This window comes from Seonamhaeicola maritimus, assembly GCF_008056315.1.
Classification (GTDB): Bacteria; Bacteroidota; Bacteroidia; order Flavobacteriales; family Flavobacteriaceae; genus Seonamhaeicola; species Seonamhaeicola maritimus.
Genome location: NZ_VRKQ01000010.1, coordinates 514,339 through 528,754 on the forward strand (window position 1 = coordinate 514,339; position 14,416 = coordinate 528,754).

General features: G+C 31.0%; 11 protein-coding genes. 3 read left to right on the forward strand and 8 right to left on the reverse strand.

Features of this window, described 5'->3' with window-relative positions; all coding sequences use genetic code 11:
* Positions 1-85 precede the first annotated feature (85 nt).
* The 8 genes from FUA22_RS10445 to FUA22_RS10480 form a co-directional block, all read right to left on the reverse strand.
* The gene (locus FUA22_RS10445) at positions 86-979 is read right to left on the reverse strand and encodes an ankyrin repeat domain-containing protein (protein ID WP_147768059.1); all 894 of its coding nucleotides are present in this window, start codon (positions 977-979) and stop codon (positions 86-88) included.
* 217 nt (positions 980-1,196) lie between these two features.
* Entirely contained in the window at positions 1,197-2,045 is an 849-nt protein-coding gene (locus FUA22_RS10450; protein ID WP_147768061.1) for an ADP-ribosylglycohydrolase family protein, read from the reverse strand.
* A 138-nt stretch (positions 2,046-2,183) separates the two neighbouring features.
* Positions 2,184-2,483, reverse strand: a complete 300-nt coding sequence (locus FUA22_RS10455; protein WP_147768063.1) for a hypothetical protein — start codon at positions 2,481-2,483, stop codon at positions 2,184-2,186.
* Between the two features lie 25 nt (positions 2,484-2,508).
* Entirely contained in the window at positions 2,509-2,796 is a 288-nt protein-coding gene (locus FUA22_RS10460; RefSeq protein WP_147768065.1) for a hypothetical protein, read from the reverse strand.
* Positions 2,797-2,828: 32 nt separating this feature from the next.
* Entirely contained in the window at positions 2,829-3,785 is a 957-nt protein-coding gene (locus tag FUA22_RS10465) for a hypothetical protein (protein ID WP_147768067.1), read from the reverse strand.
* Between the two features lie 110 nt (positions 3,786-3,895).
* Positions 3,896-4,174 carry a helix-turn-helix domain-containing protein gene (locus FUA22_RS10470; protein ID WP_147768069.1) on the reverse strand — a complete coding sequence of 93 codons (279 nt, stop codon included), beginning with the start codon at positions 4,172-4,174 and terminating at the stop codon, positions 3,896-3,898.
* A gap of 78 nt (positions 4,175-4,252) precedes the next feature.
* Entirely contained in the window at positions 4,253-4,891 is a 639-nt protein-coding gene (locus tag FUA22_RS10475) for an RteC domain-containing protein (protein WP_147768071.1), read from the reverse strand.
* Between the two features lie 78 nt (positions 4,892-4,969).
* On the reverse strand, positions 4,970-6,283 hold the full coding sequence (locus tag FUA22_RS10480) for a tyrosine-type recombinase/integrase (RefSeq protein ID WP_147768073.1): 1,314 nt from the start codon (positions 6,281-6,283) through the stop codon (positions 4,970-4,972).
* Positions 6,284-6,853: 570 nt separating this feature from the next.
* Between FUA22_RS10480 and FUA22_RS10485 the strand changes: the two genes are divergently transcribed.
* The 3 genes from FUA22_RS10485 to FUA22_RS10495 all read left to right on the forward strand — a co-directional run bounded on the left by FUA22_RS10485 (position 6,854) and on the right by FUA22_RS10495 (position 14,407).
* Complete coding sequence (locus tag FUA22_RS10485; RefSeq protein WP_147768075.1) at positions 6,854-9,664, forward strand: triple tyrosine motif-containing protein; 2,811 nt, start codon at positions 6,854-6,856, stop codon at positions 9,662-9,664.
* Positions 9,665-9,882: 218 nt separating this feature from the next.
* Positions 9,883-12,912: a SusC/RagA family TonB-linked outer membrane protein gene (locus tag FUA22_RS10490; RefSeq protein WP_147768077.1), complete on the forward strand. Its 3,030-nt coding sequence runs from the start codon at positions 9,883-9,885 to the stop codon at positions 12,910-12,912.
* A gap of 10 nt (positions 12,913-12,922) precedes the next feature.
* A complete protein-coding gene (locus FUA22_RS10495; protein WP_147768079.1) occupies positions 12,923-14,407 on the forward strand; it encodes a RagB/SusD family nutrient uptake outer membrane protein in 1,485 nt (494 codons plus the stop codon).
* The last annotated feature ends 9 nt before the right edge of the window (positions 14,408-14,416 follow it).

Genomic DNA, 14,416 nt, shown 5'->3' on the forward strand with positions numbered 1-14,416 from the left:
GAAATCGAGCCGTTTAAAGGTTACTAATTTAGAGTTTAAAAACATATTGAGCAATGAATTATAGCCATCTAAAGTTGGCAATAGTTTATTTTAATAATTCCACTATCTCATTAAGTCCACGTCTTTCACAGATTTCAATCAGAGAACTTTGTTGATTTGTTTCCATAATAGTTGGGTCAGCTCCTTTTGATAAGAGGAATTTTACTATTTCTATATTTCCTCGACCAGCAGCATACCTAAGCGCAGTAAATCCAAGTTTGTCAGTCATATTGACTTTCATTCCAAAACGAGTAAAAATTTTGATTTGCTTTAAGTCATTAAAAAAAGCAGCTCTAAAAAATTGAGACTTCGGACTGTTAGATTTTTCTGGTTCTTTGTCTCCAAAATCTATTAGTGTAACACCTCCGCCTGTTAAATCTACTGATATCTGTTTATGAACAATTTGGTTATGTTGAGGTGGCGGCGGTTTTTTTATTTTTTCTTTCCCTTGATGCCATAATTTGGTTACTTTTTGTTTCTCTCCAACAAACCATATTTCGTCGAACTCGTTTTCAGTTTCTTGGCAACTCCACATCAGTCGGTTTAAAGTTTCTTCGTCATTTCCGAATGCAGGCAAAAATCCAATATGTACAATCAGATTTACAATGTCCAAATCATGTTCTAATTTGTAACTGGAAATTTTTTCGGTTTTATCAGTTATTGAATTAGCAACCCATTCATCTGGTTTGTTTGGTATTCTATGTTCGTCAATCTTTTTAAGTGTGGCATTTTTTCTTTTCGAACGTGACCACTTTTCATATTGCTGTAGAGTAACAGTAGTGAGCTCGTAACCAATTCTTTTACCATCTATTATTAAGACCAAGTCAGGTTTATCAGTTATCGATTCATCAATTGCATAGTCCACACCTTGCGTTTCTAATTTTTTTAGAAAAGCTTCTATTGTTTTGTTCTCTTCATTTGTTCTTTCTGGACGACTCATTCTAAATTATTGCCAACAGTTGGATAAACGTATTAAGTTTATCTAGATTATATTTATCCCGTAAAATACACATAATATTCTTACAAGTCTTAAAGAATTTTAATGAATTGAAGTTGTTTTGTTAAACAACCGCAAATTTTAATTAATCAATCAATTTAGCTGTCTTTCTATAACTTCACATTTGGGAATCTTAGTTTTTAAAATTGGCAAATCAATATCATAATGTGTACTTAAAAATGAGTTCTGCTATCTTTGGGTATTGTGATTGAACTTCTTCATAAAAGTTAAAGAGTACTCGCTTAATGTTAGCAGGTAAACGTTTAACAGTTTCTTCAATAATCCATTCAGGTATTTCTTGATAATACGCCTCGGCGATTGAACCTGTAATACAGGCAAGCGTATCGCTATCCCCACCAATTGATACTGCATTTCTTATAGCATCCTCAAAGTCTGTGCTTTCAATAAAACAAATCATTGCTTCAGGAACAGTCCTCTGGCATGTTTCATTGTATTCATAAACTTCTCTTAACTCGTTAACCGTACTGCTCAAATCATAACCAAATTTATTTACAATATAATTAAGTAATTCTTCTTTATCCTTTTCATCTCTTGCAAGTACAATCATAGAAGCCGTTGCCTGTGCGCCCTTTACTCCCTCTATGTGATTGTGAGAAACTTCAGTTACAAACTTTGCGTTTTCCAGACAGGCTTTCATACTACTAATAGAATCAGCTACAGGTGATATTCTCATTGCTGAACCGTTTCCGTAGCTATTGTATGGTTCAAAATCTACATAATGAATTTTATCAAAATTCTTAATCCATTGAGTAAATTTTGCGCCATATGATTCATTAGGATATAATTTATACCACTTATGAAGGTAAGAAATTAATCTTGGCTGACCTGGATTTCCGTGTTCATCCAATATAAAGTCAGCCACTGCTACAGTCTTAACTGTATCATCAGTAAACGTGCTTTCCTTAATGAATAAATCAAATTCCTTAGTCTTATGATTATTGAATTCATATATTGAGCCTACTATATCTCCGATTATTGCGCCAATCATGAATTATTTATTTTCGTTAAGATAAGATACTTTCGTATTCTTCTTGATACACTTTTTATCTATTTATTTAATTTTACTTTTAAAACTTGAGGGTATGACACTCGTAATTATTGTTGACACTTTATAATTAAAGAAACACTAATCATCATCATTCACAACACTTGCTGCTTTCATAACATCTAAAAAAGTAGGAGGTGTAATTGTTTTTCCAAATAAAGAATTATTTGTTTCAAGATATCCTTGTTTAATCCATTGCAATAATTCAATTTTACATTGCCTATCTATTTTAATATTTTTAGGCCTTTTAAACAGTTCAAAAAAACGAATATTTATATCAAAAATCTCGCATAATTGACTTTCATTTGAAACTTCAAAACTTTCATTTTTCAAAGTCAATAAGATTTCATTTTTTAGTCTGATTGTGATTTTTTTTCTCATTGTTTAAATGTTTTAAAAGTTTCAATTACTGTTTTTTTACATCTTTCGCTAATTCATTAATTATGTTATCTAATTGTTCATCACTCAACTGAGTGAAGTCAACTGTAGTCTGAACACTCTGCATTTTAGGAATCGTATATTGCATAAACTTTTCTAAAATCTGCAAACGTTCTTTTGGCTCTAAGGCTTTAATGTCTCTCTCTATCTGCAAGCGGTTTTTATTAATCAATTTTTCCAACCACTCTCTTATGTTACTTGTAACTTTGTTTGGTGTACCTTTTTTTCTTCCTCCTGTTTTTAATCCTTTTGCCATATCTATTATCCTCTACTTTAGATGATTATGTTTTAATTATTTTTCAATGCAAGTTTTATTTCTTCTATTTTTTCAAGACAGAAATTATCATCTACATTGTTTATCATAGATAAATATTTCTTCACTAAATTTCTTTGATAGGTTGCTTTTGTATTTTTTCCTAATTTGCTCTTAATGTGTTTTATAATGCTTTCAAAATCGCCATTATAATAATCGTTTAAATAATAAATTTGAGCAAAGTTCTTTTCACCTGAATTAGTCATTTTAAAGGTGTTTAAATAGGGTTTAAAATTGATTTGATGGTTTATTATCTTATCTACAATTTGATAGTTTATACCGGATGTATTCAGTATATCTAATAGGCTATTACTTTTAATATATTTGTTTACAGTAGCTTTTGTTGGTAGTCTGCTTTCAATCCTTAATACGTTATTAAAGACATTTGTAAGTTGTGGGTATTCTTTATAAAAAGTCTTGCTTTGCTGCATTTCATATTCTTTTGAATATACAGTTAATCGGATCGGTTTTGTTTGAATCTTTTCGTTAAAAACTATACCAGTATCATATTTTGTCTTTATAAAGTTTGGGGCAATTAATTGATTGAGAGTATTAATATAATCTTCAGTATTATTTAATAATTTCAAATCATTTTTAACATCGGCCTTATTTACAAAAGAATAATGAATAAAATCTTTATGTAATTCTAAACCTGTATTGTTGATCTCATCTAGTAACTGGTCTAATGTGTCTGTACATATCCCTTTAATATAATTATCCTTTAAAACCTTACTACTTACACCTATTTTAACCGTTCCAAAAGTTGAATTGATGCTTAGTTTGTTAACTCCTAGTTTTCGTTTGTTTAAGGTGTGGTTTATGATGTTTAAACCATTGTTCTTTTTGATATGTGATACATTAAAATACTTACTATCCATACTTTTAATAAAGTCAGTCTTAGTAGTAAATTCTATGGTATCTAATCTTGTCAATTTAGATAGGCAGGTATTAAATTTTAATACTTATTTCAGTATAATTATATAAAGGTGGGTTTTCCTTATGAACGTGAATTATTGGATGAGGTGTTTTCGTTGCCATTGTTTTACTTTTTCAGTTCAACAATTGCGTTTTCAATCTCAGTACGCTTATAATAGACTTTGCCTCCGATTTGATAAGACGTTAATATGCCTTTCTTAGTCCAGTTATGAACACTTGAAAGGTTAATTTTAAGCATTTCGGCAACCTCCGCACGCGTTAAATAATCGTTTGGTGTCTTTGGTTGAAAATGTTTTTTAAGGTCTTGTAATTGAATTTTTACGCCCTCAATAATGGCATCTTGGAGTTGCTCAGGTGTTACTTGAATAAATTGTATTGTTTGCATTTTGCTAAATATTTGAAATTATATTCAGCTAAATTGCAATGCTTTAAATGTGATTAAAGGCTACTAACTTTTAACTAACTAACGATTTCTTTCTAATTTATTCTTAATGTATTTAGATAGTGAGGATTGTAAAATGTTTAAAAACTTGGTTTCGTTCTCTTGGTTTCGTGAATTAAACTTTGTGATTGCCTGATCTATATTGTTTAGTTCAATATTAAAAACTTCTTGAACTCTTTTAAATATATCTTCTTGCTTTCCCTTAATATTTCCATTTTCTATTAAGGCTTTTGTTAATTCAATTAATTCCGTTTGATTCCCATACCATTGTAATACATTGATATTTAAAGTTTCAGTAGATTCCTCTTTTTTAATTATATTCAACTTACTTTCTAAAAAAGTTATAAATTCATTTGCCAACACTAATAAATCTTGATTGCGTCTATAGTAGGAGTCTGTGTTTTTATATGATAGAATCTTTTCATTAACAATTTCTTTAAACAGATTAATATTTTCGATTGTAGTTTTGTACTTTCCAAATTCCCTTACATAAATTTCGTCAAAATCTTTTTCAGTTTCTGCAAGTCTTGTTCTTTCAGGACTTTCATTATAAGCGCCACTCACTTTAACAGCATTACCTTCTTCATCTCTGACTGTTACACTTAAAAATTCTCGTAACTCTATTATTTCATGAATCTTATTATACCATTCATTTTTCATTTGAATATTGTTTTGAGTTACCTTATTAAATATAAAAAAACTATTATAATTTATAATAGTTAACTGGTTTTAAGTTTATTAGTTACTTACGTTTTTTACTACTTTCAAATTGCTTTCTTTTTTCCCTTTTTGAGCTTGTAATGTATAAAAATCTGCAATTTGTTGTGCATAGTCTGAACTTTCCTTGCCTATGTAATTAAGTAGCATTTTTTCAGTACTATGAGCCGTTATACGCATAATTAAAGCTGTTGGCAAAGTACCATAAAGATTTGTTGCAAAAGAGCGTCTACAAACGTGTGAACCTACTAATTCGTATTTAGGATAAACACCCTCTATTTTCCTTTTCAATTTGTTGCCTTTCCCCTTTTCTAATACTTCAAGTTTTTTGCCTTTAACCATATCTTTAATCTCAGCAAGTTTGCAAATCTCTTTAATATACTTGTTAAATTTTTGACTTGATATTTTATAAGGTAATCCAGTCTCTAAAATCTCTTTGGTTTTGTCAAGTAATGGTATTGTTACTTTTTTGCCTGTTTTTTGTTGAGTTAATTCAATAACATCCAAACCATTAATTGTAACAAAATTGCTCTCATTTATCATGAGTAAATCACTAACTCGTTGTCCTATGTTACAGCCTAATAAAAGCCATTTACGAGCGTTTTGTAACGCTTCACTAACTAATTTAGTCTTTTCTATTAGTTCGAGTTCTGAATAACTTAAATAGATTATATTTTTATTTGGTGTTTTTGCGCTCTTTATTTTACTGACTTCTTTATTCACTTCTATGCCATTAATATCAGCATCATAGCAAACAGTTTTTAAGTCTGCTATTAGTTTTAAAGCCGTACTTTTTTGATAGCCTTTTGTTTTTAGTAAATGCATTAAAAAGTCGTTTGCAAATTTTACATTAACCTCTCTAACCTTAATTATTTTTTTTCCTTGATATTCTATTATTTTGCTTTTTAATGATTTGTAGGCATTAATTCTGCTTTTAGACAAACCGAGCTCTTTTTTCGCATTAATGCGTACCTCAGCACTATCAATAATATCTTGAATGGCATCGGTTAATAAATCACTATGTTTGTTTTCTGTAATACGTTTGAAATGCAAGTCAATCGCATCTTGTAACCAATTACCGTTTATTGAAATGCCCTTACTATTTGCATCATTAAGCCTTTTAACAACTTCATTTGATAACGCCTGTAAATCAGTAGAAAGATTTTTGTTAGTGTTTGTTGTCTGTTTTGGTAGTGACTTATCATAACTCCAGTCTTTAGGGTTTATGAATAAACCTGTTTTCCGTTTAAAAACTAAACCTCGGCTCACTGAAAGTCTTAAATAGATTGGGGCATTGTCTGACTTACTTTGAAGTAAAAATTTAACCGTTGCCATAATGGATAATATTTGAACACTCTAATATAATCATATATTTTGAGTTAGTCAACCATTAGTCAACCATTAGTCAACGGTTTTAAATAACATAAGATTAATTTAGATAATTGTAAATACATTACAAATCCTTACTATCATTGATTTAAACACAAAATGTATGTTTTTAATTAGATTTTAGGTTTAATCAAATTGAGTAGTTTCTATTCCCACCTTGAGTACTAGATAGGACAAATCAAAAATAATGATTTGTCCTTTTTTTACTTTAAAGATTCAAAACCTAAATAAGTAGGCAAAAGGTTTATTAAAAACTAAATATTCAATTCAGTTTCGGCTTAATTCTCCATAATTATATACAAACTTTTATTCAAAAATAATGGTACTATATACTAGCTAATTCTATATAAAAATACCCTAACTAAAATATTCTTGCAGTAAGAAGAACCACAAATATTTGAATAAAAATCAACAATAAAAAGTAGATATTTACCCAAACAATACTTAATATAATTCCCATAATTAAGGTATTTATATTATATTGTATACACAACAACCTTGTATAGTTATAAATTGATGAGAATTCCTATAAAGTTTTTATTTATACTGATACTTTTTACTTGCTTTTCTATAAGAGCTCAAGTACTTCCACCAATTCAAGCCTACACTCCAGAGGTTTATGGGGCGGATAATCAAAATTGGTCTATTGCACAAACATCAGATAAACTAATTTATATAGCCAATAATGATGGCTTACTTGAGTTTAACGGCGAAAAATGGCGGTTATATGATTCTCCAAATGGTAAAATGAGGTCTGTTAAGATTATTGATGATTTTATCTTTACAGGTTGCTATCGAGAGTTTGGTTATTGGAAAAAAAATGAACTCAATACTTTAACATATACGTCTTTGGCGCAAAAGTTGAATATTGAGTTTCTTGAGGACGAAGAGTTTTGGAATATTATCCCAATAGATGATTGGATTTTATTTCAGTCATTAAACCGCATTTACATTTATAATAAATCTAATCAATCTTACTCTGTAATTGATTCTGAATCTATTATTTATAAAGTTTTTGAAATTAAGAATGAAGTTTACTTTCAAAAGGTTAATGAAGGGCTTTTTAAAATAGAAGGAGGAAAACCTTTAATGATAAGTAATAACCAAGTTTTAAAAGACAACTATTTGGTTAATATTTTCTCTATGAATGGTAAGCTATTAATTGAAACAGAAGAAAATGGTTTTTATATTTTAAATGATAACAGTGAGTTGACCAAATGGGTTATTCCTGCAAATGACTTATTCTCGAAAATTAGCATTTATAGAAGTAAGAAGCTGAATGATGGCAGTTATATTCTTGGAACAAGGTCTGACGGAATTTATCATTTAACTTCTGATGGTGTTGTAGATTATACTATTAATTTCTCGAATGGATTACTTAATAATTCCATTCACGATATATTTGAAGATTCCGAAAACAATATCTGGCTAGCTTTAGAAAATGGAATTAATTGTATAAATATTAAATCTCCTTTCTCTTTTTATCATGACAATGAAGGTAAGATTGGTACCGCATATGCTTCGGCCATTCATAAGGGTTCACTTTATATAGGTACAAATCAAGGTCTTTTTTACAAACCACTCAATGAATGGGGTGAAAATTTTGAATTTATTGAGGGAACTGAAGGTCCAGTATGGTCACTAGTAAACTATGATAATACTTTATTTTGCGGACACAACCTAGGTACTTTTATAATTGATAACGGAGAGGTTTCTCAAAAAATTGATGTTAATGGTACTTGGAATTTAATCCCCAGTTTAAAAGATTCAAATATTTTGATACAGGGTAATTATGATGGATTAAGCGTTTTAGAAAAGAAAAATGAGAAGTGGCTCTTTAAAAATACAGTTCAAGGTTTTAATATGTCCAGCAGATTTTTTGAAATACAAGCTAATAATATTTTTGTCAACCATGAAAACAAAGGGGTGTTTAAAATCACCATTAATGATAATCTAACAAAAGCTATTAAAATTGAAAAAGACACTTCTGTTAATAAAGGAAGCAATTCTAGCCTAGTAAAATATAATGACAATATTTTATATGCATACAAAGAAGGAGTATATAAGTACAGTGAAATTGAAAACAGATTCGAGAAAGACTCATTGCTTAGTCAATTAATTGAAAAACAAGATTTCACTTCTGGCAGATTAGTTTCAAACAAAACAAATGGAACTTTATGGGGGTTTTCTAAAAAGAAATTAAACTACTTGTCTCTTGGTAAATTGAGTTCAAACCCTACTGTTTTAAGTATTCCATTTTCAGAATCTCTACCTCATGGGCTTGCGGGTTATGAAAACATATCACAATATAATGATGAAAAGTATTTAATTGGAACATCAGATGGTTATATTATTTTAGATTTAGATAAAGTAAAAAACAGGTCATACAACATTTCTATAAACTCCATTAAAATAAGTGATTTAAAAGATGAGGAAATTCATTTAGTTAATAACACAGATAATAAGAGTTTTAGAAATAGACTTAACAATATAGAATTCAATTTTAGTGTTCCTGAGTATAATAAATATCTTGACACTGAATATCAATATAAACTTAATGGGTATAATCCTAATTGGAGCCAGTGGTCTCAGGAATCAAAAATTTTATTCAAGAATTTACCATATGGTGAATATGAGTTCAATGTTAGAGCAAGGGTAGGAAACAGTATTACTGAAAATATAGAGACTTATAGCTTTACAATAGAAAGACCATGGTACTTTACCAAAGTCATGATAGGTCTTTATATCATTGCGATTTTTTTAATAATCTTTTTAATCCATAATATTTATAAAAGATATTATCGTAAACAAAGAGAGAAGCTTATTCAGAAGACTGAGAGAGAATTAGAATTAAAAGAATTAGAAAATAAGCAGCAGTTTATGCGTTTTAATAACGAAAAACTTAGACACGATATAGATAGTAAGAATAGAGAATTGGGGCTTTCAACCATGAATATTATAAAAAAGAATGAATTTCTTGGGCGTCTAAAAAAAGAATTACAAACTATAGAGGACATTAAACAATTAAAACAAGTCATTACTATTATTGATAAAAATCTTAATAATACTGATGATTGGAATTTATTTGAAGAAGCCTTTAACAATGCTGACAAAGATTTCTTGAAAAAAATCAAAGGGATACACCCAGAGCTTACCACTAACGATTTAAGGTTATGTGCTTATTTACGCTTAAATCTGTCATCAAAAGAAATAGCTCCATTACTAAATATTTCTCCTAGAAGCGTTGAGGTTAAACGATACCGATTACGAAAAAAAATGAATTTAGCTCATGAATCTAGTCTTACTGATTATATTTTAGAGATATAATTCACCAAACACGAGAATTCCTTACCTATACAACACCCAAACAAGTCGTAATTTTTACGTTTTTTTAAAAATAATTCAAACGCTTATAACTCTAGTTAATACAATGGTTTGTAAAAGTTTTTAACTTTTTTTTAACCTGTATGTTTTTTGTAGTGGCGAAAAATGATGCTACAACATGTATTACTTATAGTTTTACATTAAACAAAAACTAAATTAACATGAGACACACGTTCTTAAAAATTCTAACCCTATTATTTGCTGCTTCTTTAAGTGCGCAAAACATAGAAGTTAGTGGAAATGTTCAAGACAATACCGGTTTTCCTATACCAGGTGTAAATGTTATTGTCAAGAATACAAGTAAAGGAACCGTAACAGACTTTGATGGAAATTTTATCCTTTCTAATGTTGAAGTTGGTTCAATTTTATCTTTTAGTTATCTAGGTTATTTAACTAAAGATGTAACAATTTCAGACAACTCAAAATTAACTGTTCAGCTAGAGGAAGATATAGCTAAGTTAGATGAGGTAGTTGTTATTGGGTATGGTACTCAGACTAAAAAGGAAATTACTGGTGCAGTATCAGTTATTGGTTCTGAAACCATTGAGAAACTGAAGCCAACACGTATTGAACAAGCACTGCAAGGTCAAGTAGCTGGTGTCAATATTACTACCAACTCTGGCTCACCTGGTGGAGGCTCTACAATTAGTATTCGGGGGGTTTCTACAAACGGTGATAGCCGTCCATTAATTCTTGTTGATGGTAACGTAGTTGAAGATTTAAGTGTTATAAATCCAAGTGATATTGAAAGTATGAATATACTTAAAGATGCCACTGCGGGTATTTATGGTGTTAGAGCAGCAAATGGTGTAATACTTATTACTACTAGAACTGGTAGAAAATCGATGCCTTTAACAATTGAGTATAATGCATATGCAGGATTTCAGACAACTACTAGAGAAATACCTGTTTTAAATGCATCAGAGTATGGTGTAATCGTTAATGAAGGTTATGCAGCTGCTGGTAGTGTGCCTCCTTTCACAGATTTATCTGCTTTAGGTGTTGGTACAGACTGGCAAGATGAAGTTTTTCAGACTGCTCCAGTTTTTAATCATAACATTACATTTAGAGGTGGTGGAGAGAAGTCTTCATATTCATATAGTTCATCATTTTTAACACAAGATGGTATTGTGGGCGGTAAAAAATCAAACTTTACTCGTTTTACAAATGCCGCTACTTATAATCTAGATTTTTTAGAAAACTTTAAGTTTAAGTCAGGTTTAACCTTAACGCGTACAAAAAAGAATAACCTTCCGGAAAGTGCTTTGGGTTCTGTTTTATTCAACGCCTTAAATATGGCTCCTAATATTCCTGTAAGAGATGAAAATGGAGAGTATTCCTTGGCTGATGGCTTAGGTGGTGAGGTGATAAATCCTTTAGCGCAAATGGCTAATACATATAGTAGAAATAAGGTTATGAAACTTAATGGGTTTGCTGGATTAACATATGACTTTTTAGATCACTTCACGGCCGAAGCAAATATTCAATTTAATTATGCCGAAGTTGATAATTACTCATTTGATCCAATAGATTTTTATGGAGTTGGTAAAGTTTTTAACACCCTAACTAGTGGTGTATTTGAAGGCTTTAATATTTTTAGAGATTATACTTTTGATGGGTTTATAAAATATAAAAACACATTTAATGAGAATCACAACTTAAATGTACTTGTTGGAACTTCAGTTTTTAAAACAACTGGTGTTTTCTCAGGTAGAACAGGTACTAATATTCTTGATAACGATCCTGCAAATGCACGAGTAGATTTAGCTGAAGAGTCAGAAGATATTTATGAGGAACGCGGTAGCAATCCAAAATTTGACGGTAGATTATTATCATATTTCTCCAGACTGCAGTATGACTATAAAGGTAAATATTTACTATCAGCTGTAGTACGTAGAGATGGATCTACAAGGTTTGGACCTGGTAATAAATTTGGGTACTTCCCATCAGGTTCCATAGGTTGGGTAGCTTCAGATGAAGAATTCATGAGCGAAAGCAACCTCTTTGATTTGCTAAAATTTAGAGCCTCTTATGGTATTTTGGGTAACGATAGAATTGGTGATTATCGATATGTATCATTATTAACTGGTGAAGGAACCTATTTCTTTGGAGGAAATGATGCAGAAAATCAGCAGTTTGGTAAGGCTACTGGAGGAATTGCAAATCCACAAATTAAATGGGAAAAGCAAAAAACGCTTGATATAGGTGTTGATATGAGAATATTCGACAACAAAGTTGATATAACGGCTGATTATTTTAAAAGAAGAACGGAAGATTTATTAGTTTCTCCACAAGTATCAGGATTACTTGGTACTGGAGCTGCCCCAGTTGTAAATGCTGGAATTGTTGAAAACACCGGTATTGAATTTGCCATTGGTTATTCTGACACGATTGGTGAAGACTTCAAATTCAACATTAATTACAATGTAACTGCTATTAAAAATGAAGTAGTTGCAGTGAGTGGCGAGGGCGAATACCTTGAAGGTGGTGGATTCGGAATATCTCAACCTGCAATATCTAGAATGGAGGCTGGTTTTCCTTTAGGTTATTTTATTGGTTATGAAACAAATGGTGTTTTCCAAACTCAAGAAGAAGTAAATAGTTCTCCAGTAACAGAGTTAGGAGCTCAACCAGGAGACTTTAGATTTGTTGACCAGAATGGTGACGGTGTTGTTGACTTAGACGACCGTGTAGATTTAGGAAACCCACTTCCAGATGCTACAATGGGTCTTAACATTTCATTTGACTTTAAACAGTTTGACTTTTCAGCATATGCTTTTGCTTCAGTTGGAAATGAAATAGTTCGTAATTATGAGCGTAATCAGCAGCTTGTTAATAAACCAATATGGTATTTAGAGCGTTGGACAGGAGCTGGTTCTACTAATGCTGCACCAAGACAAACAATTGGTACAAATCCTAATACTTTGTTTTCAGATTACTTTGTAGAAGACGGATCTTTCGTACGCTTACAAAACATACAATTAGGATATACTTTTTCAAATGAAAATAGGGAAAACCCAACCTTTGATAAATTTAGAATATATGCTTCTGCAAACAATTTATTCACACTTACCGAATATAGTGGGTATGACCCCACAGCTGGAACAGGAGCTCCTATAGGAGGCGGAATAGACCAGGGTATTTACCCTAGCGCTAGTACATTTTTGTTAGGTATTAATGTAAAATTTTAATTAAAACAACATGAAAAATTTAAAATATTTATATATCCTGGTAGCATCTTTAATGGTGTTCTCATGTAGCGATGATTTCGTGGATGTAGCTTCAGAAGATGAAAACTCCGAAGATTTCTTTAACTCGGAGCTTGATTACCAATTAGCGTTAGTAGCCGCCTATGATTATTTACAAACAACGGCTAAGTTCTATCAATTTGGTGAAATAGTTTCAGATAATACTTTATGTGGTGGAGAGAGTGCAACGGATTCACCATATCTACAACAAATGGATGACATGATTCATTCTCCTGTAGGTCAGAGCGATGGAGGATTAAGAACCATGTGGCAATGGATGTACGAAGCCGTAAACCGTTGTAATTATATTATGGAATTTCAGGATAAAACTGATTTTGCAAATAAAACAAGTGTTATTGCACAAACAAGATTTTTAAGAGCCTATTACAATTTTATTTTAGTAAAATGGTTTGGTGACGTGCCAATGTTAGTTGACAAACGTATCCAATTTGGTGATCAATTTAGCATTGACAGAGCTCCTAAAGCAGAGGTTTATTCTTTGATTGAAGAAGATTTAATGTTTGCCGCTGCAAATCTACCATATGTACAAAATGAAACTGGTAGAGTTACCAAAGGAGCTGCTCAAGGACTTTTAGGTAGAGTTTATTTGTATCAAGATAAATTTGCTGAATCTGCGGCAGTATTAGAAGATTTAATAAACAATGGACCACACCGCTTATTAACTTCCGTGGAGTACCCAAATATGTTTGAACGTGATTGGGAAAACAATATTGAATCTGTTTTTGAAGTTCAGTTTTCTGATGTTGAAGGTGGAAGTTTTGAGTGTTTCCAATGTCTTGAAGGAAATTATTCAGTTTATTTTAATGGTCCAAGAGGATTTGTTGATTCAACAGGAAAATTTGATGCAGGCTATAGTTTTAATGTGCCTACTCAAGAAGTTGTTGATGCCTTTGAACCCGGAGACTTACGTTACGAAACTTCTATTTTAGATATTGTTCAATATATAGCTGATAATCCTGGATCTTCTTATGATGAAACTGCTGGATATGAACAAACAGGTTATTTCAATAGAAAATACATAGCTCGTAAAGGAGATTTAAACCTTAGTGATGCTGCATTAACAAACCCAGATAATTACAGAGCCATAAGGTTTGCAGATGTATTGTTAATGGCTGCAGAAGCACTGAATAGAGGTGGTATAAGCGATACAAGAGCATTAACATATTTAAACATGATTCGTACTAGAGCCATGTTACCTACAGTTAGTTTTTCAGGTAATAACTTAACAAATGCCATCTATAAAGAAAGACGTGTAGAATTAGTAGGTGAAGGGCATAGGTTCTTTGATCTGGTAAGAACAGGTAGAGCTGCTCAAGAAATAGACGGATTTGTAGCTGGTAAGCACGAAGTGTTCCCTATACCAATTGAAGAAATCAATTTGTCTGGTGGAAGATGGGCACAAAACCCAGGGTATTAAAAAAATAAA

Coding starts and splice junctions, on each gene's coding strand:
- FUA22_RS10445 (WP_147768059.1), bottom strand. CDS start 979: ATGAGTCGTCCAGAAAGAACAAATGAAGAGAACAAAACAATAGAAGCT.
- FUA22_RS10450 (WP_147768061.1), bottom strand. CDS start 2,045: ATGATTGGCGCAATAATCGGAGATATAGTAGGCTCAATATATGAATTC.
- FUA22_RS10455 (WP_147768063.1), bottom strand. CDS start 2,483: ATGAGAAAAAAAATCACAATCAGACTAAAAAATGAAATCTTATTGACT.
- FUA22_RS10460 (WP_147768065.1), bottom strand. CDS start 2,796: ATGGCAAAAGGATTAAAAACAGGAGGAAGAAAAAAAGGTACACCAAAC.
- FUA22_RS10470 (WP_147768069.1), bottom strand. CDS start 4,174: ATGCAAACAATACAATTTATTCAAGTAACACCTGAGCAACTCCAAGAT.
- FUA22_RS10475 (WP_147768071.1), bottom strand. CDS start 4,891: ATGAAAAATGAATGGTATAATAAGATTCATGAAATAATAGAGTTACGA.
- FUA22_RS10480 (WP_147768073.1), bottom strand. CDS start 6,283: ATGGCAACGGTTAAATTTTTACTTCAAAGTAAGTCAGACAATGCCCCA.
- FUA22_RS10485 (WP_147768075.1), top strand. CDS start 6,854: ATGAGAATTCCTATAAAGTTTTTATTTATACTGATACTTTTTACTTGC.
- FUA22_RS10490 (WP_147768077.1), top strand. CDS start 9,883: ATGAGACACACGTTCTTAAAAATTCTAACCCTATTATTTGCTGCTTCT.
- FUA22_RS10495 (WP_147768079.1), top strand. CDS start 12,923: ATGAAAAATTTAAAATATTTATATATCCTGGTAGCATCTTTAATGGTG.